Origin of the sequence: Tenacibaculum aiptasiae, assembly GCF_965221665.1 — a bacterium.
In the GTDB taxonomy this organism is placed as follows: domain Bacteria; phylum Bacteroidota; class Bacteroidia; order Flavobacteriales; family Flavobacteriaceae; genus Polaribacter; species Polaribacter aiptasiae.
Genome location: NZ_CBDCSN010000002.1, coordinates 820,816 through 842,415, shown reverse-complemented (window position 1 = coordinate 842,415; position 21,600 = coordinate 820,816). Strand labels below are relative to the sequence as shown.

At 33.3% G+C, this 21,600-nt stretch carries 15 protein-coding genes; 8 read left to right on the top strand and 7 right to left on the bottom strand.

The genetic code is table 11. The features are described 5' to 3' along the window. Positions 1 to 241: 241 nt before the first annotated feature. The 8 genes from ACOQN8_RS04150 (at position 242) to ACOQN8_RS04115 (ending at position 10,713) form a co-directional block, all read left to right on the top strand. A complete protein-coding gene (locus ACOQN8_RS04150) occupies positions 242 to 364 on the top strand; it encodes a hypothetical protein (protein WP_420551723.1) in 123 nt (40 codons plus the stop codon). Between the two features lie 220 nt (positions 365 to 584). Next, the gene (locus ACOQN8_RS04145; protein ID WP_420551722.1) at positions 585 to 734 is read left to right on the top strand and encodes a hypothetical protein; all 150 of its coding nucleotides are present in this window, start codon (positions 585 to 587) and stop codon (positions 732 to 734) included. A gap of 743 nt (positions 735 to 1,477) precedes the next feature. After that, entirely contained in the window at positions 1,478 to 1,756 is a 279-nt protein-coding gene (locus tag ACOQN8_RS04140) for a hypothetical protein (RefSeq protein WP_420551721.1), read from the top strand. A gap of 264 nt (positions 1,757 to 2,020) precedes the next feature. Then, positions 2,021 to 2,224 carry a hypothetical protein gene (locus tag ACOQN8_RS04135; RefSeq protein ID WP_420551720.1) on the top strand — a complete coding sequence of 68 codons (204 nt, stop codon included), beginning with the start codon at positions 2,021 to 2,023 and terminating at the stop codon, positions 2,222 to 2,224. After that, entirely contained in the window at positions 2,218 to 2,412 is a 195-nt protein-coding gene (locus ACOQN8_RS04130; RefSeq protein ID WP_420551719.1) for a hypothetical protein, read from the top strand. The genes ACOQN8_RS04135 and ACOQN8_RS04130 overlap by 7 nt, the downstream gene beginning before the upstream one ends. A 78-nt stretch (positions 2,413 to 2,490) precedes the next feature. Continuing rightward, positions 2,491 to 7,830 (top strand): T9SS type B sorting domain-containing protein, encoded by a 5,340-nt coding sequence (locus ACOQN8_RS04125; RefSeq protein WP_420551718.1) that lies wholly within the window; start codon positions 2,491 to 2,493, stop codon positions 7,828 to 7,830. Between the two features lie 23 nt (positions 7,831 to 7,853). Then, positions 7,854 to 8,774, top strand: coding sequence for a PorP/SprF family type IX secretion system membrane protein (locus tag ACOQN8_RS04120; protein WP_420551717.1), 921 nt, complete (start codon positions 7,854 to 7,856; stop codon positions 8,772 to 8,774). Between the two features lie 10 nt (positions 8,775 to 8,784). Then, a complete protein-coding gene (locus ACOQN8_RS04115) occupies positions 8,785 to 10,713 on the top strand; it encodes an OmpA family protein (protein ID WP_420551716.1) in 1,929 nt (642 codons plus the stop codon). Positions 10,714 to 10,717: 4 nt separating this feature from the next. Here ACOQN8_RS04115 and ACOQN8_RS04110 read toward each other — a convergent pair whose 3' ends face one another. The 7 genes from ACOQN8_RS04110 to ACOQN8_RS04080 form a co-directional block, all read right to left on the bottom strand. After that, positions 10,718 to 13,468: a M16 family metallopeptidase gene (locus tag ACOQN8_RS04110; protein ID WP_420551715.1), complete on the bottom strand. Its 2,751-nt coding sequence runs from the start codon at positions 13,466 to 13,468 to the stop codon at positions 10,718 to 10,720. A gap of 32 nt (positions 13,469 to 13,500) precedes the next feature. Further along, complete coding sequence (locus ACOQN8_RS04105) at positions 13,501 to 14,733, bottom strand: DUF4929 family protein (protein ID WP_420551714.1); 1,233 nt, start codon at positions 14,731 to 14,733, stop codon at positions 13,501 to 13,503. Between the two features lie 32 nt (positions 14,734 to 14,765). Further along, the gene (locus tag ACOQN8_RS04100) at positions 14,766 to 16,124 is read right to left on the bottom strand and encodes a RagB/SusD family nutrient uptake outer membrane protein (protein WP_420551713.1); all 1,359 of its coding nucleotides are present in this window, start codon (positions 16,122 to 16,124) and stop codon (positions 14,766 to 14,768) included. Between the two features lie 18 nt (positions 16,125 to 16,142). Next, on the bottom strand, positions 16,143 to 19,232 hold the full coding sequence (locus tag ACOQN8_RS04095) for a SusC/RagA family TonB-linked outer membrane protein (protein ID WP_420551712.1): 3,090 nt from the start codon (positions 19,230 to 19,232) through the stop codon (positions 16,143 to 16,145). A 292-nt stretch (positions 19,233 to 19,524) separates the two neighbouring features. Next, positions 19,525 to 20,346 carry a hypothetical protein gene (locus ACOQN8_RS04090; RefSeq protein WP_420551711.1) on the bottom strand — a complete coding sequence of 274 codons (822 nt, stop codon included), beginning with the start codon at positions 20,344 to 20,346 and terminating at the stop codon, positions 19,525 to 19,527. A 2-nt stretch (positions 20,347 to 20,348) separates the two neighbouring features. Continuing rightward, the gene (locus ACOQN8_RS04085) at positions 20,349 to 21,014 is read right to left on the bottom strand and encodes a DinB family protein (RefSeq protein ID WP_420551710.1); all 666 of its coding nucleotides are present in this window, start codon (positions 21,012 to 21,014) and stop codon (positions 20,349 to 20,351) included. 46 nt (positions 21,015 to 21,060) lie between these two features. Then, positions 21,061 to 21,516, bottom strand: coding sequence for a nuclear transport factor 2-like protein (locus tag ACOQN8_RS04080; RefSeq protein ID WP_420551709.1), 456 nt, complete (start codon positions 21,514 to 21,516; stop codon positions 21,061 to 21,063). Between the last annotated feature and the right edge of the window lie 84 nt (positions 21,517 to 21,600).

Below are 21,600 nucleotides of genomic sequence, written 5' to 3'. Positions count from 1 at the left end.
GGAGGAACAGGATGTACAGTGTTACCAGTAGTAAATCAACAGTTACAGTAATGCATTACCAACCATTGATACTCAGCCAGCAGCAAGTACGACTGTTTGTAAAGATGGCGCAGTGACTTTAAATGTAGGCGGTAGGAAAGTTTAAGCCTTATAGTAATGTAACTAATGGCGAATTATAGTCCAGTAACTTCAAACGAAGGAACTTTAATTATCAAGTGGTAGTTAGCAATGCAGGAACAGGATGTACCATGTTACCAGTAGTAAATCAACAGTGATAGTAAATGCATTACCTACCATCGATACTCAGCCAGCAGCAAGCACGACCGTTTGTAAAGACGGAGCAGTGACTTTAGTGGCGGCGTAGGAAGTCTAGGTTTAGTAGGACCTTATAGTGATGTAACCAGTGGAACAGGAGGTACAACACAATTATAGCGAGGTAGTTAGCAATAGGAACAGGTTGTACTAGTGTTACAGTAATAAATCACTTCTAAATGCATTACCAACCATCGATACTCAGCCAGCAGCAAGCACGACTTTGTAAAGACGGAGCAGTATTTAATTGTAGTAGCAAGTAGGAAGTATCAATGGCAGTTGCAACAAGTTTAGCAGGACCTTATAGTGATGTAACCAGTGGAACAGGAGGTACAACAGCGAATGTAGTAACTTCAAACGAAGGAACTTTATATTATCAAGTGGTTAGCAATAGGAACAGGCTGTACGAGTGTTACCAGTAGTAAATCTACTGTTACAGTAAATGCATTACCAACCATTAGATACCCAGCCAGCCGCAAGCACAACATTTGTAAAGATGGTGCAGTGACTTTAAATGTAGCAGCCAGTGGTGGCATAGGAAGTTTAACCTATCAATGGCAATCAGCAACAAGCAGCAGGCAATTGATGTAACCAGTGGAACAGGAGGTACAACACTTCTACCGAAGGAACTTTATATTATCAAGTGGTAGTTAGCAATGCAGGAACAGGTTGTACGTGTTACTGTTTGTAAAACCATCGATACTCAGCCAGCAGCAAGCACGACTGTTTGTAAAGATGGCAGTGACTTAAATGTAGCAGCGAGTGGTGGCGTAGGAAGTTTAACTTATCAATGCTCAGCAACAAGTTTAGCAGGGCCTTATAGTGGTGGAACAGGAGTACAACGGCGAGTTAAGTCCAGTCATTTACCGAAGGAACTTTATATTATCAAGTGGTAGTTAGCAATCAGCAACACCAGTAATAAATCAACAGTTTAGTTAACCAAGTTCCAACCATCGATAGGGCCGCAAGTTATTTGTAAAGATGGAGCAGTGACTCTAAATGTAGCAGTAGTGGTGGCGTAGGAAGTTTAAGCTATCAATGGCAATCAGCAATAAGTTTAGCAGGACCTTATAGTGATGTACTAGTGGAACAGGAGGTACAACAGCGAGTTATAGTCCAGTAACTTCAACCGAAGGAACTTTATATTATCAAGTAGTAGTTAGCAATGCAGGAATGTACTAGTGTTATAAGTAGTAAATCAACAGGAAATGTTACCAACTTGATACTGCCAGCCGCAAGCACGACTGTTTGTAAAGATGGAGCAGTGACTTTAAATGTAGCAGCTAGTGGTGGAGTAGGAAATTTAACTTATCAATGGCAATCAGCAACAAGTTTAGCAGGGCCTTATAGTGATGTAGCTACAGGTACAACGGCGAGTAACTTCAACCGAAGGAACAGTACTAGTGTTACCAGTAGTAAATCAACAGTTACAGTAAATGATTGATACTCAGCCAGCAGCAAGTACGACTGCATTACTTTAAATGTAGCAGCAAGTGGTGGCGTAGGAAGTTTAAGCTATCAATGGCAATCACCACCTTGATAATGTAACTAGTGGAACAGGAGGTACAACAGCGAATTATAGTCCAGTAACTTCAAACGAAGGAACTTTATATTATCAAGTGGTAGTTAGCAATGCAGGAACAGGATGTACCAGTGTTACCAGTAGTAAATCAACAGTGATAGTAAATGCATTACCTACCATCGATACTTGCCAGCAGCAAGCACGACCGTTTGTAAAGACGGAGCAGTGACTTTAAATAGTAGCGAGTGGCGGCGTAGGAAGTCTAAGCTATCAATGGTGGCAACAAGTTTAGTAGGACCTTATAGTGATGTAACCAGTGGAACAGGAGTACAACAGCCAATTATAGCCCAGTCACTTCTACCGAAGGAACTTTATATTATCAAGTGGTAGTTAGCAATGCAGGAACAGGTTGTACTAGTGTTACCAGTAATAAATCAACAGTTACAGTAAATGCATTACCAACCATAGATACTAGCACTCAAGCAAGCACGAGCAGTGACTTTAAATGTAGTAGCGAGTGGCGGCGTAGGAAGTCTAAGCTATCAATGGCAGTCTGCAACAAGTTTATAGGACCATAGTATGTAACCAGTGGAACAGGAGGTACAACAGCGAATTATAGCCCAGTCACTTCTACCGAAGGAACTTTATATTATCAAGTGGTAGTTAGCAATGCAGGAACAGGTTGTACTAGTGTTACCAGTAATAAATCAACAGTTACAGTAAATGCATTACCAACCATCGATACTCAGCCAGCAGCAAGCACGACTGTTTGTAAAGATGGAGCAGTGACTCTAAATGTAGCAGCGAGTGGTGGCGTAGGAAGTTTAACCTATCAATGGCAATCAGCAACAAGCTTAGCAGGCCCATATAGTGATGTAACCAGTGGAACAGGAGGTACAACAGCCAATTATAGCCCAGTCACTTCTACCGAAGGAACTTTATATTATCAAGTGGTAGTTAGCAATGCAGGAACAGGTTGTACTAGTGTTACCAGTAGTAAATCTACTGTTACAGTAAATGCATTACCAACCATCGATACTCAGCCAGCAGCAAGCACGACTGTTTGTAAAGATGGAGCAGTGACTCTAAATGTAGCAGCTAGTGGTGGCGTAGGAAGTTTAACTTATCAATGGCAATCAGCAACAAGTTTAGCAGGGCCTTATAGTAATGTAACCAGTGGAACAGGAGGTACAACGACGAGTTATAGTCCAGTCACTTCTACCGAAGGAACTTTATATTATCAAGTGGTAGTTAGCAATGAAGGTACGGGATGTACCAGTGTTACCAGTAATAAATCAACAGTTATAGTTAACCAAGTTCCAACCATCGATACTGAGCCAGCCGCAAGTACGACTGTTTGTAAAGATGGAGCAGTGACTCTAAATATAGTAGCGAGTGGCGGCGTAGGAAGTCTAAGCTATCAATGGCAGTCTGCAACAAGTTTAGCAGGACCTTATAGTGATGTAACCAGTGGAACAGGAGGTACAACAGCGAGTTATAGTCCAGTAACTTCAACGGAAGGAACTTTATATTATCAAGTGATAGTTAGCAATGCAGGAACAGGTTGTACTAGTGTTATAAGTAGTAAATCAACAGTAAGAGTAAATGCATTACCTACCATCGATACTCAGCCAGCAGCCAGTACAACTGTTTGTAAAGACGGGGCAGTGACTTTAAATGTCGCGGCGAGTGGTGGCGTAGGAAGTCTAAGCTATCAATGGCAATCAGCAACAAGTTTAGCAGGTCCTTATAGTAATGTAACTAGTGGAACAGGAGGTACAACTGCGAGTTATAGTCCAGTAACTTCTACTGAAGGAACTTTATATTATCAAGTGGTAGTTAGCAATACAGGAACAGGCTGTACGAGTGTTACCAGTAGTAAATCTACTGTTACAGTAAATGCATTACCAACCATTGATACCCAGCCAGCCGCAAGCACAACAGTTTGTAAAGATGGTGCAGTGACTTTAAATGTAGCAGCCAGTGGTGGCATAGGAAGTTTAACCTATCAATGGCAATCAGCAACAAGCTTAGCAGGCCCATATAGTGATGTAACCAGTGGAACAGGAGGTACAACAGCCAATTATAGCCCAGTCACTTCTACCGAAGGAACTTTATATTATCAAGTGGTAGTTAGCAATGCAGGAACAGGATGTACTAGTGTTATAAGTAGTAAATCAACAGTTACAGTAAATGCATTACCAACCATCGATACTCAGCCAGCAGCAAGCACGACTGTTTGTAAAGATGGAGCAGTGACTCTAAATGTAGCAGCGAGTAGTGGCGTAGGAAGTTTAACTTATCAATGGCAATCAGCAACAAGTTTAGCAGGGCCTTATAGTAATGTAACCAGTGGAACAGGAGGTACAACGGCGAGTTATAGTCCAGTCACTTCTACCGAAGGAACTTTATATTATCAAGTGGTAGTTAGCAATGCAGGTACGGGATGTACCAGTGTTACCAGTAATAAATCAACAGTTATAGTTAACCAAGTTCCAACCATCGATACTGAGCCAGCCGCAAGTACGACTGTTTGTAAAGATGGAGCAGTGACTCTAAATGTAGCAGCTAGTGGTGGCGTAGGAAGTTTAAGCTATCAATGGCAATCAGCAATAAGTTTAGCAGGACCTTATAGTGATGTAACTAGTGGAACAGGAGGTACAACAGCGAGTTATAGTCCAGTCACTTCTACCGAAGGAACTTTATATTATCAAGTGGTAGTTAGCAATGCAGGAACAGGATGTACTAGTGTTATAAGTAGTAAATCAACAGTGACGGTAAATGCATTACCAACAATTGATACTGAGCCAGCCGCAAGCACGACTGTTTGTAAAGATGGAGCAGTGACTTTAAATGTAGCAGCTAGTGGTGGAGTAGGAAATTTAACTTATCAATGGCAATCAGCAACAAGTTTAGCAGGGCCTTATAGTGATGTAGCTAGTGGAACAGGTGGTACAACGGCGAGTTATAGTCCAGTAACTTCAACCGAAGGAACTTTATATTATCAAGTAGTAGTGAGTAATGGAGGAACAGGATGTACTAGTGTTACCAGTAGTAAATCAACAGTAACAGTAAATGCATTACCAACCATCGATACTGAGCCAGCCGCAAGCACGACTGTTTGTAAAGATGGAGCAGTGACTCTAAATGTAGCAGCTAGTGGTGGCGTAGGAAGTTTAACCTATCAATGGCAATCAGCAACAAGTTTAGCAGGACCTTATAGTAATGTAACTAGTGGAACAGGAGGTACAACTGCGAGTTATAGTCCAGTAACTTCTACTGAAGGAACTTTATATTATCAAGTGGTAGTTAGCAATACAGGAACAGGTTGTACTAGTGTTATAAGTAGTAAATCAACAGTAAGAGTAAATGCATTACCTACCATCGATACTCAGCCAGCAGCCAGTACAACTGTTTGTAAAGACGGGGCAGTGACTTTAAATGTCGCGGCGAGTGGTGGCGTAGGAAGTTTAACCTATCAATGGCAATCAGCAACAAGTTTAGCAGGACCTTATAGTAATGTAACTAGTGGAACAGGAGGTACAACTGCGAGTTATAGTCCAGTAACTTCTACTGAAGGAACTTTATATTATCAAGTGGTAGTTAGCAATACAGGAACAGGCTGTACGAGTGTTACCAGTAGTAAATCTACTGTTACAGTAAATGCATTACCAACCATTGATACCCAGCCAGCCGCAAGCACAACAGTTTGTAAAGATGGTGCAGTGACTTTAAATGTAGCAGCCAGTGGTGGCATAGGAAGTCTAAGCTATCAATGGCAATCAGCAACAAGCTTAGCAGGCCCATATAGTGATGTAACCAGTGGAACAGGAGGTACAACAGCCAATTATAGCCCAGTCACTTCTACCGAAGGAACTTTATATTATCAAGTGGTAGTTAGCAATGCAGGAACAGGTTGTACTAGTGTTACCAGTAATAAATCAACAGTTACAGTAAATGCATTACCAACCATCGATACTCAGCCAGCAGCAAGCACGACTGTTTGTAAAGATGGAGCAGTGACTCTAAATGTAGCAGCGAGTGGTGGCGTAGGAAGTTTAACCTATCAATGGCAATCAGCAACAAGCTTAGCAGGCCCATATAGTGATGTAACCAGTGGAACAGGAGGTACAACAGCCAATTATAGCCCAGTCACTTCTACCGAAGGAACTTTATATTATCAAGTGGTAGTTAGCAATGCAGGAACAGGTTGTACTAGTGTTACCAGTAATAAATCAACAGTTACAGTAAATGCATTACCAACCATCGATACTCAGCCAGCAGCAAGCACGACTGTTTGTAAAGATGGAGCAGTGACTCTAAATGTAGCAGCGAGTGGTGGCGTAGGAAGTTTAACCTATCAATGGCAATCAGCAACAAGCTTAGCAGGCCCATATAGTGATGTAACCAGTGGAACAGGAGGTACAACAGCCAATTATAGCCCAGTCACTTCTACCGAAGGAACTTTATATTATCAAGTGGTAGTTAGCAATGCAGGAACAGGTTGTACAAGTGTTATCAGTAGTAAATCAACAGTTATTGTTGGAAAATGTGCTGATTTGAGCTTGATTAAAATAGTTGATAACTTAACTCCAAATGTAGGTGATGTTGTCACGTTTACTTTATTGATAAATAATCAAGGACCTAGTGTAGCAAATGACGTTAGTGTAGAAGATATATTACCTTCTGGTTATGAGAGTATAACTCAGATAAGTAATGGAGGTGTTTTAAGTGGAAGTAAAATTACTTGGAGTGATTTAACAATAAACACTTCAGGAATCAACTTAACATATAAAGCAACTGTTAAGGCTCCTACAGGAGTAGCAAATGAATATAAAAACATAGCTCAGATTACTGCAAGTGATAGTGGAGATATAGATAGTAATGTAAATAATGATGATGGGGATCAAAGTGAAGATGATGAAGATAGTATTGTTATTATTCCTCAAGTAGTTGATTTAAGTTTACAAAAAACTATTAGTAACCCAACGCCAAATGTTGGGGATGTAGTCACTTTTACAATTGATTTAAGTAATTCAGGAGCTAATACAGCAACAGGTGTAAGTGTAGAAGATGTTTTACCTGCAGGTTATGAGAATATAACTTCGATTACAAATGGAGGAGTTTTAATTGGAAATAAAATTACATGGTCTAATCTGACAGTAACTAGCTCTGGATTACAATTAACGTATGACGCTACTATAAAAGCTCCAACAGGAGCTGTAGATGAATATAAAAATATAGTGCAAGTAATAAAAAGTGATCAGTACGATATTGATAGTGAGGTGGATAATGATGATGGAGATCAGAGTGAAGACGATGAAAGTAGTGTCGAAATCTTATTACAAGGTGTAGATTTAGCTTTGACAAAAGAAGTGGATAATCTTGAGCCAAGGGCTAATACTAATGTTATGTTTACTATTACTTTAACAAATAATGGTCCAGGTGTTGCAACCAATGTTGAGATAGAAGAAGTTTTACCAGATGGGTATGAGTTTGTTTCTTACACAGCTAGTTCAGGAACTTATGACGATATAGCCGGTTTGTGGCTAATACCTACGCTTAATTCAAATGAAATAATCAAATTATATTTAATTGTAAAAGTGAAATCTTCAGGAGACTATTTGAATATAGTCAATGTATCTAATTTAGATCAGTTTGATGGTGATTCTTCAAATAATTCTTCATCAGCTAGTGTAACTCCTATTTGTTTAACAGTATTTAATGAGTTTTCACCTAATGATGATGATACAGTCAATAGTAGGTTTAAAATAGATTGTATAGAAAAGTATCCAAATAACACGCTAGAAATTTTTAATAGATGGGGGAATTTGGTTTATAAAAAGAAAGGTTATGATAATACTTGGGATGGTACTTCAAATGGAAGAGCAACTGTAGAAAAAGACGTTAAACTACCAGTAGGGACTTATTACTATGTATTAAGCTTAGGGAATAATGAAAAGCCAATTGTAGGCTGGTTGTACATTAACAGGTAAAAATAATTTGAATAGAAAAAGATATGAATAATTCACATTTTAAAATAATAACTATAATTTTCTTATTACTAACTCTTGAAGTGTGTTCTCAGCAAGATCCGCAGTATACACAATATATGTATAATACAATGAGTGTAAATCCAGCTTATGTTGGATCAAGAGGACATACTACTATTACTGCTTTAGGAAGAACCCAATGGGTGGGGGTTGAAGGAGCTCCTGATACACAAACGTTGAGTTATGATACACCATTGGGGTATTCAGGGGTAGGATTAGGGGTGAATTTAACTAATGATAATATAGGACCATCTAGTGAAATTTATTTGGATGTTAATGTTTCTTATACAGTAAGAACTAGTGATGAAGGAAATTTAGCTTTTGGATTAAAATTAGGTGGAAGACATTTGAATATTGATTGGTCAAAAGGAATTTCTGAAAACCCTGATATTTTATTTGAAAGTAACGTGAATAAATTTTTACCTACTATAGGAGCAGGAATCTACTATCACAAACCTAAATGGTATATGGGGTTAGCAGTTCCAAATATTTTAAGAACCACTCATTACGATGATACTTTTAATGGAGGAGACGAAGCTGAAGAACGATTGCATTTCTTTTTGATAGGAGGATATGTTTTTGATTTAAGTGAACGTATAAAATTTAAGCCTGCAGCTCTAGCTAAAGTGGTGAATGGAGCTCCGATTTCAATCGATTTATCTGCAAATGTTTTGTTTAATGAAAAGTTCAGAGTAGGACTAGCATGGAGATGGGACGATTCTATTAGTGCTTTATTAGGACTACAAGCATCAAAAGGATTGCATATTGGGTTTGCTTACGATTTAACAACTACTAATTACAGTAATTATAATTCTGGTACTTATGAACTGATGTTGCGTTATGAGATTTTTAAACCAAACGTATTGAAATCACCAAGATTCTTTTAAAGCTTAAAAAATGAAAAAAATTATATTCATAGTAATTTTACTAAACACGGTTTTAGGATATTCTCAAAGGAAATATGCAGCCAATAGATATTTTAAGGAGTATGCATATAAAAAGGCTGCTGAATTGTATGAGTCAATATATCAAAAAGGAGATACTTCAATGGCAATAATAAGTAGATTGGGAGATGCTTATTATTTCAATACAGAATCAATAGAAGCAGAAAAATGGTATGCTTTATTGATGGAAAAACATGAAACGATTGTTTTACCAGAATACATTTTTAGATATGCACAGGTTTTAAAAAGTAATGGCAAAGTTAAAGAGTCTGATACTTGGTTGAGAAAACTAAAAAAAGTAAAGAGTACTGATAGTAGGGCTATAGCTTTGGAGAATAATAAAGATTACTTTGTGAATTATTCGAAGAAGAAAAAAACGTTTGTAAATATTAATAACCTGTCATCAAATACAGCGTATTCCGATTTTGGAGGATTTATTTTTAATAATAAATTATACTTCGCATCTACAAAACCCCAAGGAACTAAGTTTGATAAAAACTTATACAAATGGAATAATCAACCTTTTTTAAATATTTACGAAGCAGAAGAAACATTCAATGATGAAAGTGAATTGATAGATGTGTCAGGTGTAAAGAAGTTGAAATCGATTAACACTCGTTATCATGAATCTAATGTAATTATTACTAGAGATGGGAAAACAATGTATTTTACTAGAGACAATTATAATGATGATAAATTAAAAGGAGATAAAAATAGTATAACACATTTAAAAATATTCAAGGCTGAGAATATAAAAGGAGAATGGAAAAATGTAAAAGAATTACCATTTAATGCAGATGGATTTTCGTGTGGGCATCCAGCTTTAAGTCCGGATAAGAAAACGTTATATTTTGTTTCTGATATGCCCGGAGGAATTGGAGCAACAGATATTTATAAAGTAAATATTTTAGATAATGACGGTTATAGTAAGCCAGAAAATTTAGGTAATATAATAAATACAGAAGGGAGAGAAATGTTTCCATATGTAGGAATGGATGGAACATTATATTTTTCATCTGACGGTCATTTAGGATTGGGAGCTTTAGATGTTTTTGAATCAAGGAGTCAGGATAATTCTTTTTCAAAACCAGTTAATTTAGGAGCTCCGGTAAATGGAAGTTTGGATGATTTTGCATTTGTAATAAATGATGAAAAAACAAGTGGTTTCTTTTCGTCAAATAGAAAAGGAGGAAAAGGAGATGATGATATTTATAGTTATATGATTTATAACTGTAAAGAAAGTATCAAAGGAGTTGTAACAGCAGTAGGTACAAATGAACCTATTGAAAATGCTACGGTAAAACTGATTGATGAGAAAGGAAATGTTTTAAAATCAGAAAGAACAAATGAAGATGGAAGTTATATTTTTGATGAAATAGATTGTGAGAAAAAGTTTGTTGTTATAGCCTCAAAAGAAGATTATAGAAATGATCAAAAAGAAGTACAAACATTTGATGTTAACAATAAATCAATTATAACTAATTTACAATTAGAACCGTTAATTGTGGAAGATCAAATAGTAATTAATCCCATATACTTTGATTTTGATTTGTATAACATTCGAGAAGATGCAGAGTATGAGTTAGAACATATTGTTTCGGTTATGAAAAATAATCCTGAAATGATTATCAAAATAGAATCTCATACCGATAGTAGAGGAACAAAAAAGTATAACAAGCAATTATCAAAAAGAAGAGCGATTTCTACAAAAAACTATATTATTTCAAGGGGTATTTCAGAGGAAAGAATAGAAAGTGCCATTGGTTATGGAGAAGAACAATTATTAAACAATTGTGATGATTTAAATCAAAATAAATGTACGGAAGAAGAACATCAAAAAAATAGAAGGTCTTATTTTTATATAGTGAATCTTGAAAAGTAATTTTTTATGGTTGTTGGCTTACAACTTGGACAGTATTTTTTTTAGATTCTTTAAAGTTAGATTTTAAAAAGTTCTGTAAGTCTTTAATAGTAATATTCTGTAAAGTTTTTTTGTAGTTGTTCAGTTCATTTACTGAAACCTTATTCGATAGGCTTTTATGTAAACTGAATCCCCACGTATGAGTACTGGTACTATTTATAATAAAATTATACTGTAAATATAATTGTTGTTTATAACTGTTAAAATCTTGTTTAGAAAGCGTAGTTTTTGCAATATTAGATAACAATTCTTTTAGTTTCTTTTTAGAGTGTTTAAGGACAGAAGGTTTGCACTGCCAGTTTATTTTTAAGATGGCTTGTTTGTTTAAAATATCTTTTTCAATACTTATAAGTGGCGTGTATACAAAACCTAAGCTTTCTCTTAATAATAACGTAATCTTATCGCGAAGCATGCGTTCGCTTAAAGAAAGAAGTAAACTATTTTTAAGATTGGCTTTATAAGGCAAGTAATAAACTTGTGTATTGTCTGTATTAATAGTTGTACTCTTTTTGTTGTAAGTGTAAATACTATCAATAATTTTAAGATTGAATAAAGGTTTGTTTTTTATAGGATTAGGGTTGTTTTTTAGATTACCAAAATAAGTATTAACTAAAGGTAGTATTTCTTCATTTTTAAAGTTTCCTGTTACAATAAATTGCCAATCATTAGCAAAAGAAAAGCATGTGTTATACCAATCTTTCATTTGATTTAGGTTTAATTTTTTAAATTCTTTTTCAGAATTGGCACTTTTTCTATTAGGATGATAAGCGCCTGAGAGTTCCGCTATTTTAAAGTCAGATTTTATTGCAAAAGGGCTTTCATGTATTGGGGATAAACTTTTAATTTCATCAGAAACTATCGATTTAAATTCTTTTTCGTTAGCACGAGCAGCTGTCATTTTTAAATATAAAAATTTAAAAAAATCAGGAATATCTTTTTGCGATGAGAAACCATAAATAGCACGACTGTCTTCTGAAACAATTTGAGAAGTTCCCATGTTTTTGTTTTCTAAAAATTTTTCTAGATTTTCATAATTTAAATTTCCAATACCACCTAATTCTATATATGAAACTGTAGATTCTAATTGGTAATAAAGAGTATCTGGAATATTTGATGTTCCTCCGTTAGCGTATCCAAGAATGCGAATTTCATCGGTTGGATCTATAGGTTTTAAGAATACTTTTATACCGTTTTTATACTCTACTTCTAAAATACCTAAGTTTTCATGTTCTTTTTTAATTATAGGATGCTTTGGGGTTAATTTTTCAGTTGTTAAAACAGGAGTTTTTTCCTTTTTTTCAATTTTCTTAATAGGAGTTTTATAATGATAGTCGTTTAGTTTTTTTCGATTTACTTTTCGTATAATACTTTCTAAGTTTTTAGTACTAATATTCTTTTTAGAATGTAAAGAATCTATAATATAAACTCTTTTAATAGAGTTTTTCCATAACTTTTTAGCTGCTTTTTTTATAGTAGAGGTGCTAATTTTTTTAGTTGAATTTGTAGATTTCTTTTTAATGCCTAATTGAAAATCTAGCCATTGGTTAGCATGGAAGAGATTACTCTTAGAGTTGTTTTTTTGTTTATTCTCTTTAAGATAATTTTTTAATTCATTGTTAGAAATACCAAAAAGGGCTAATCGTTTCAATTCAGTAAAGATTGTAGTTAATATGGTTGAAGGATTTGATGTTAAATTAGACTCAACCGAAGTGTAGCGTACATCTCCCAAAAAGTAATTATTACGAACAATAGGATTTGATTTTGATGAAAGAATAGTGTCTAATCGTTTAGAAAGAACATTACTTAAGATGCTTTTTATTTTTCTTTCTGTTTTTGAAGTAGGGGTATGTTTTTCAGCCAAGTTTAGAATGAGTTTAGGCTGTTTAGTTTTTTTTAATTGATTTATAGCTACAGTATTGTTTAAGTTTTTAAAAAAGTTTTTAGAAACAGAGCTTTTATTTGTGTTTTTAATAAAAGAAAATGTGTTTTCTATTATTTTTTTCGATTTATTAATTGATAGGTCTATATCTCCAATAATAAGTAGTCTAGTGGCGTGAGGTTGGTACCATTTTTTATAGTACTCCTGTAGTTTTTTTGAAGTAATTCCTTGTATGCTTTTTGTAGTTCCAATGGCTAATCTATCAAGATATCTAGATTTTCCAAGCTTAAAAAAAAATAAAGAGTCAGCTTTAGCGGCAGCTTCTTTTTCTGCTAAAACAATTTTTTGCTGTGTTTGAATATCTTTTTCATTTAAAGATAAATCACTTAAGATGTCAGCAAAAAAATAGAGTACTTTTTTAAGGGTAGTTTCTGAAATAGTTTTAGGAAAATTAATTTCATATAAAGTATAATTATAATTTGTTGTAGCATTAAAATTTACACCTATCTGTAGTCCTTGTGATTTTAAATACTGAACGAAAGAATCGTTTTTAAAACGCTTTCCTCCATTGAAAGCCATATGTTCTAAAAAATGAGCATAACCTAATTGTTTATCAGATTCATTTATAGAACCTGTTTTTACTAAAAAATAGAATATCGTTTCATTAGTGCTTTTGTTTTTTTGAATGGTATACTCCATTCCGTTTTTTAATTTATTAGAAAGTAGCACGCTTTCCTGTTGTTGGAAAGCGTGCGTTTTTATACTAGTAAGGTATAAGAAGATGAACACTTCTATGAATAAAAGTAGTAGTTTGGTTAATTGACTCGAAGTGCTCATCTAAGAAAATAATTGTTTGTTATAATGTATTATTAGTTAGGTTGTGTGAACTTAACAGTTACAATATCATAAGATCCAGAGTTCGTATGATCTGTATTAAATTTAAAGTTCATTTCTGTTGCGTTGTATGAACTAGTAGGAGCAACCCAGTTACCTTCTCCCCAGTCATCAGACAAGATAGTACTGTAACCAATGTAGCTATTTGGATAGACAGAACCACCTGTTGTTATGTGTTCAGTTAATGTAGCATTTCCATTTGCTAATGCTAATAACTCATCCCATAAAGGAAATTCGTATTGGAAATCAACAGCAGCCAAATCTTTGGTTCTATTAGGGTCTGTGAAGTTTGCATAAATATCATAAGTATTATTTTCACGAATATAATCTATTTTTCCGCCTGATTTAAACTCTAAGTCGTCTACCTTTACATTAAAATCATATTCTTTATTTTTCCACTTGTTTACTTTTTCATCGCCTAAAGCTTTTAAAACTTCTGTAGGAGCTGGTACACCAGAGTTGTTCCAGTAGTCTGTATTTAAAATAGTTTCATTTCTAAATACAAATTGTAAATACTCTGATAAGCCAAATGCATTCTTAGACATTTCTAATAAAGGCTTTTCTTTAGTGGCGTTTTTACTTAAAGTAATGTAAGTAAGACCTGTGTATTTTAATGTTTGTGTTTTTTCAAAAGCAGGTAAGTAACCTCCTGAAGCAGTAACAACTTCAACTTCTACAGGAATTTTACCAATCCACATAGAAATATCAATTCCTTGGTCTTTATAATGTTTAATTAAAACTTGCTGATCTGCAGTTAAAGGCGTAATTCCTTCTTCTGCTTTTACTTTCACTACGTAATCGGTTGTTAAATATAACTTATTGGTTATCCCTTGGTAATCTTTTATCTTAAAGGTTAAGTTTAAATCATCTGATAATACATTTTCTGCATCAGGTTTTTTAGTGGCAGTAACAGTTAAAACTCCTTTAGTTTGATCTTTAATTATTGTTACCGGCTCAATACTTAATAAATTAGGATAGTTCACTAACTCATCTAAATCAAAGTTAATAGTAATATCTTGTTTAAAAGCATTACTTAAAACTACATCATATGTAAAAGTAGCAGCTTCTCCTTCTATTACTTCTGTAGATCCTTTGTTAATTAAAGTTACACTAACGTCACCTGAAAAAACAGGGATGTCATCATCGCTACATGATGTTAGTATGGTACTTGCTATAAGTACAAAAAATAGTGATTTTAAAATTCTCATAATTGTTTATTTAGTTTTACTTTATTTATTAATTACCAATTCGGGTTTTGTTGATTTTGAATGGCTTTGTTGTTCGATAGTTCACTTCGGGGGATTGGTAATAACCATCTGTAATCGTCAGGTTGTATAGTAAATAAATTGCTATTGTTGGTTTCGTTTACTCTTGGCAATTCTATTGCTTGTTGTTTTAAATCGAAATAACGATTTCCTTCTCCTATAAATTCCTTTTGTTTGTCCTTTAAAAGATCATTTAAAAAAGCAATTCCAGAACTTGTAATAGGAGGTGCTTTTCTAATTGTTAAAAGATTATTTATAGTTTCTCTTGCTTCAGTTTCTTTGTTTAAGGCTACTAAACTTTGAGCTTTTATATAGTATAATTCAGCTGTTCTAAGTACAACTGTTGACGTGTTGAGTTCTTCTACTACATTATTTCTGTATTTTTTTAGAAAATTTACTTTTATGATAGTGTTGTTAACTAATCTGAAATCTTCATTAATAAAAGTATTAGCTAAACGAGTATCATTTGTATCTAAGTTTACAGAGAAGTTAGCGTAAAATTCATCGTTGTTTTCTGTATCGTCATAAATAGAACTATAATAAAAGTTTTCTCCATCAAATGTTAGTAAAGCTTCATTGTTATTGTTTGGAGCTAACCAAACGGTATTTAAATCATCACTCTCCAAAGGTAGGTTTACTATTATTTCTGTACTTAAATCAATGGCTTTTTGGTATTTTTTCCAGTTAAAATATAGTTTGGCTAATAATCCTTTAGCGCTGTTTTTTGAAAAACGCAGATTCGAACTATTTTCTTCTGGAAATAAATCAATGGCTTTCAATAATAATTTTTCAACGGCTAAATAACTGTCTTCTTGTGTGCTTCTTGGAAGTTCAGCAGAAGCTATATCGTCTTTTAAAACAATTCCTAAATTGTTAGCGTTGTAGTTTGTACAGTATAATTGAATAAGTTCAAAATAGGCATATGCTTTTAAACATAGCGCTTGTGCTTCAATGTATTTTAATAAATTAGAATCATCAGTACTTGAAGTCTGTATTAAAGGGATTCTACTAAGTAATATGTTTGCTTTAGCATTTACACTGTAATAAGCAGTCCATAAAGAATTTGATAAAAAAACTAATTGTTGCGAATTCCATTTGTATAAATTGAAGCTTGATAAATTATCATCAATAGTATGGTTTGGATATAAATCGTCCGATAGTTTTGAAAAATTTACTCTTTCATTAGGAAAGGCTTTATAAATACCCGATAAACTTTCGTTTGCGGTAGCCACATTATCAATAGCGTCTAAACCGGTTATTTGATCTTCAACAGGTAAATCCAAGCTACATGCTATGTTTACTATAAATAGTAATAAGTAAATTGATTTTTTCATTTTTAATTTTATTTAAGCTTAAAAAGTAATGTTGGTTCCGAAGGTTAATATAGGTTGTGATGAACCTTGTAAGTTCCCAGATTCAGGATCACCTCCTCCGAAATTTGTCCATGTGTATATATTGCTAACTTGAGTATACATTCCCCAATTTTTAATAAGTCCTTTACTTATTTTTTGAAGAGTCTGATTGTCAAAGTTGTAGCGTAGCATGATGTTGTTAAGTCTAATAAAGTCAGTACTACTAATATTTTGTGTATTTGCTAAGTCAATTAATTCGCTATACTTATTGGTGTGTAAATTTAATGTTGGATAAATTTTATTTACATCTCCAACATTAAACCATGTATGTTGTAATTGTCCAGCATTAAGGTTTTTATGTACATCTTCTTGATTGTATACTTTACTTCTATTAGTATGTATTGCTTTACCGCCAAAATTGTAGTAAATATCTATTCCTAATTGCCAGTTTTTATAACTTAAGTTATGAAACCAACCACCTGTAAAAGGAGGGGTAGATCTACCCATTACAATAAAGTCTTCCTTATTGGGTCTTTCGGTATTGCCATCAAAACTACTACCATCTTTTCTTTGGAATAAAGGATGTCCATCAGCTGGGTTAACTCCTAGGTATACTAAACCATAAATAATATCAGTTGATTTCCCTACTTCATAATCTGGATATAAGTAACCATGTTGTTTATCGGTTACGTTAAGAGTAGGGCCGTCATATAAATCAATTACTTTGTTTCTGTTGTAAGAAAAAGTAGCAGAAGTATTCCAGTGAAAAGTGCTGTTTTTTATAGGAGTAGTATTTAAAGTTATTTCTATCCCTTCGTTATCCATAACTCCAACGTTTTTTAACTGATGTGTAAAACCGTTAGAAGGAGGTATTGATACAGTAAGTAACATGTCTCTTGTTCTTCTGTGATATACTTCTGCTGTTAAATTAAAAGTGTCAAATAATCGCAAATCAACTCCAAAGTTTATAGAGGTGTTTTCTTCTGGTCGTAAATCTTCATTAAATAAATTTACCAATGAAAAATCACGAATTCCTAAATAAGCATCTGTTCCGTAACTAAAAGTTGGTATTGCTAAAGATGGTGTTATACCAGCTAAACTAGCAGTTTTACCATAACTAGCTCTAAATTTTAACCTATTTAGCCAAGAATTGCCTTTTAAAAAAGATTCATTACTTAAAGTATAACCAATACCTGTTGCCCAAAATGTATTCCAACGTTTGTCGCTTGGTAAAAGAGAAGAAGCGTCTCTTTTATAACTACCATAAATGTCTATTTTATTATTCCATTCATATAAAGTTGAAAAACCATAACCTAAAGTGGCTTCTTGTACTTTAGAAGAAGATGTTCTGGCTCTATTTGTTCCAGTTAAATTATTGTTTATACCTGCGCCTGAAAGTAATTTACTCGGTAAACCATGTCCACTAATACCTATAAAATCATTGGTTGATTTAAAATAATCCATATTGGCACTAAAAGAAAGATGATGTTTGCCAAAGTTTAAGTCGTAATTTAAACGTGTATTAGTGTTTAAATTAGTGTTAACTATTTTAGTTTTGTTTGCTTCACCTCGTTCATGTACAGGAACTCCTTTTATTATTTGTGAATAATTGTCGGGAGGAATTATAGATAGGTTTTCACTTAATACGTAATCAACACCAACAATGGTTGCAATGTTTAAGTTTTTTGATAGTTTGGCGGTTATGTTAGATGAAAAATTAAAACGTCTGTCTTTAGATGTTCTGGTATATTGATTAATTAATTCTTGAAATGTATATCCTCTATGAGAAATTAACTTTCCAGCATTTTTTTGTTCATAGGGATTTAAAACATAAATCAAATTAGTAGGAGAGAAGTTAGATCCATGTGGCGTTGTGCTTTCAGATATACCAAAACCAGCATTAAACATTGAATAGATGTTTTTTGAAACATTGTATTCATAATTTAATCTACCAGTAAATCGATCAATTTCGTTTCCATCAAATTTTCCACCGTGTTTAGAGAAATTACCAGAAACATAAAACTTGCTAGATTCGTTTCCGCCACGTGTACTGATATTGTATGATTGATAAGTGCTAACACGAGTTAATTCATTAAACCAATTTGTGTTAATTTTTTTTATAGAATCTAGTTTTCGCTGCCCTTCAGCTACTAACTGATTAATATTTGGATCACCACTAAATGTTTGTCTAATATATTCTTCTGATAAGTAGTAACCAGGAGTAGCTTGATTTTTAGATAAACGTTCGAACTCTAATTTCTCTTCAGTTCCCATCATAGATCTATTAGGTTTACCTTTAAAAGTAACACCTTGTTGGAAATTAAATGCATATTGAGTTTTACCATTAATACCACGCTTACTTGTAATTTCTATAACTCCATTAGAAGCTTTCACTCCGTATAATGCATTAGCGGCTGCATCTTTTAATACTTTTATTTCTTCAATATCATTTACATTTAAAGTAGCAAAAGCATCAGCTGAAATTATTTGCCCATCCAGTACAAACAAGGGTTGGTTGGCTTTATTGTCTAATAATTCTCGTTGTTCATCAGTTAATTGACTATTGGTTGGTGTTTTTATAGGTAATGTTGAAGTTCCTCTAATCCTAATCTTTAAAGGTTTACCTAACTCACCACTAGCTTTTATAGTTAAACCAGCTACTTGACCTTGTAGAGGTTGTAGTGCATTAACAGTGGGCCTATTTATTATTTTTTGCGATTTAACTGTGGAAATGGCTCCTGTAGCCTTACGTAAATCAATATCATTAATGTTTTTCTTTGCAATTACTTCAACCTCATTTAACATTTCAGCTTGAGGTTCTAATTGTATAACTAAAGGATTTTTTTTATCGGATATGTTTAAGGTTTTTGTCTTATAGCCAATATAACTAAATGACAATTTTGATGTAGCTATTATTTTAAACTCACCATTTAAATCTGTAGAAGCACCAGTTTTTTTGTTTTCATTAACAATGGTTACTCCAATTAAAGGTTCTTTACTAAAGGTATCTATTACCTTACCTTTTACTAATTTCTGAGCGGTAATATTAATTGCTATGAGCATTAATATAAGGGAAAATACTCTCTTCATTTATTTAGATTAAATAAAAATAGATTGCAAATGTATTCTTTATCCTGTTCAGAAAAAACATATTTAGCTAAAAAAAAGTGTTAAAGTTTTTAACGTTTATAAACTTTAGTGACAGTTTTGACTAAAGTGATTGGTTATGAGTTGTATATGGAAGGTGTGAGCTTTTAAGTATGGGATGATTTCTTATTTGTCTTAACTACATATCAAAAAAGCTTTACTATTTCTAGTAAAGCTTTGTGTGTGTTGTGCTTGTTTGGTTGTTAACTCTCTACTGAAAAAATAAAAAGTATTTTTATAAATCGTAGTATTCTTTCAAGACGATATTTTTGTTCTGAGTTAGTCTTTTCAATTCACTTAAAATATAATATCTATGCATAAAACCACATAGAACAACAATTCTCTTTCCTTGGTTTTGTTCAGAAATTCGCATAATATTTTTAGCCATCGTTTGATTTCTTAAATCCCAAAAATCACCAGCCAATTTATATCCATCTCTATAACTAATTTTTTCTCCATTAGGTTTAGTGTGAAAATGTGTAGCAAATTCTTCTCTATTATTTGTGATTTTTTTCAGCATCTGATATTGATAATATTGTCTTTCTGCACAAATACTATCCGTTTTAGAATTGTTGAAGTTTTCAGGAGGTTTTGCAGCTAAATCAATTAAAGGTAAAATAAGTGCTTTGTATTTGTTATGAATTTTAGCTTCCGATTCAGATAATAAACCAGCCCTGTTTAAACTATCTAAAAGTTTTGTGGTAAATTTATCTGTTGGACGCGAACCGATATTAATTCGGTATTGATTTCTTCCTTCAAATTCATAAGGTCTTAACTTAGTGTTTGGGTATTTTTCAGCATACATTTCCGAGGCCATTCCTTCATTGCTTTTTAAATCAACTTTATGTCTAAAATCAGGAGTAAATGCAGCAGAATCTAATTCTCGCAATATAAAATCAGGTTTTACATCTTCTAATATATTGAATAGAATTTCTGAATTAAAATTAGGCTCAGGATTGTGTAAAGCACCAATAACAATAATCTCTGTTGTTTTTTCTGTTTTACAAGAAAAAAAAGTGATTAAGGAGAATAATAGTATGAGTAGTGTTTTGTTCATTTTTAGTTTTTCTTACTAGATGGAAGACGTTTTTTTATAAACTTAAATTGTCCGTTGTGGTTTGATTCGTGTTCACATACGTGGAACCATTTGCAGTAATTATTTGTAGGTCCCCATGGCCAATTTTTATCTACTTTCATTAGCCAATCATCGTCTCGTTTTGCAAATTCTTTAAGGGTGTGTTCTCTTACTTTTTCTAGCTTTTCAAGATAGAATTCTAAATTGTTTCCTTTAATTTTTTTACGGGCTTTGTCTCCAAGTCCTGAAGCAATACTCCAATTATCCTTATCCTCTTGATCCCAATCACCCCATTCTCTTCCTTCAAAAGTATGGATTTGATAAAACCTTTCTGTAGCAGCTAAATGCCATAGCATAGCTCCGATTGAGTTTGCATTATCATCAACTAAATAATCTAAATCGCTTACACTCATTTCTCTTACAGGCATTAAGATTACCATTCGCATCCAGTCCATCATAGAAACAAGCGTTCCTATTTGAGGGGTAAAGCCTTTTTTAGGTCCAATAACATTAATGTCGTTTGTGCTTCCCATTAAGGGAGCTGCTGAGATATCTTGAGGAAAACTTAACAAACTTCCTGCTCCGAGAGTAAATAAAGATGATTTTTTAATAAAGTCTCTACGACTAGATTTTTCTTGTAGTTTTTTCATAAAATTTATTGTTAAATATATAGTGGTTTTGTTTTTTGGGGTGTAATTACCAATATTCAAATATTCTAAAAATTTTTCCTTTTTTAAATTCAAAAAGCGTCATTTTAGGTTCTTCATCTTTAAGTTTACCATTTTTGTTAATAACATAGCTTCTTTGAATAACTGCAGCGTTTAAACCAATTATTTTATTTACAATTTTCACAGCAGTTTCTTCTCCTCTATAGCCACCATTTTTTTGGTTTCTAACATATCCATTGTATAAATCTTCACGGGTATAGGTACCTCCGTATTTTGGATGTATATAGGTGAAATCGTCAGAGAAAAGTTCAAAAATTTTATTGACATCTTCAATTTTTGAATTGGCTTGAAATACTTTTAGGTTTAAATCATAGTATTTCTGGATTATGGTATTTAGTGAGTCTTTATGTGTTTTTGTTGCATTTTGTGCTATGGCTTGATTTAATGTCCATAGAATTAAAAAAGATGAAAAAAATATTCTCATAAAAGAATTTGTGTAAGGTAATTGTGTGTTTAGGGCAACCAATTTAATAAATACAGAAATAAAAGAGTGTTAAATAAATCTTAT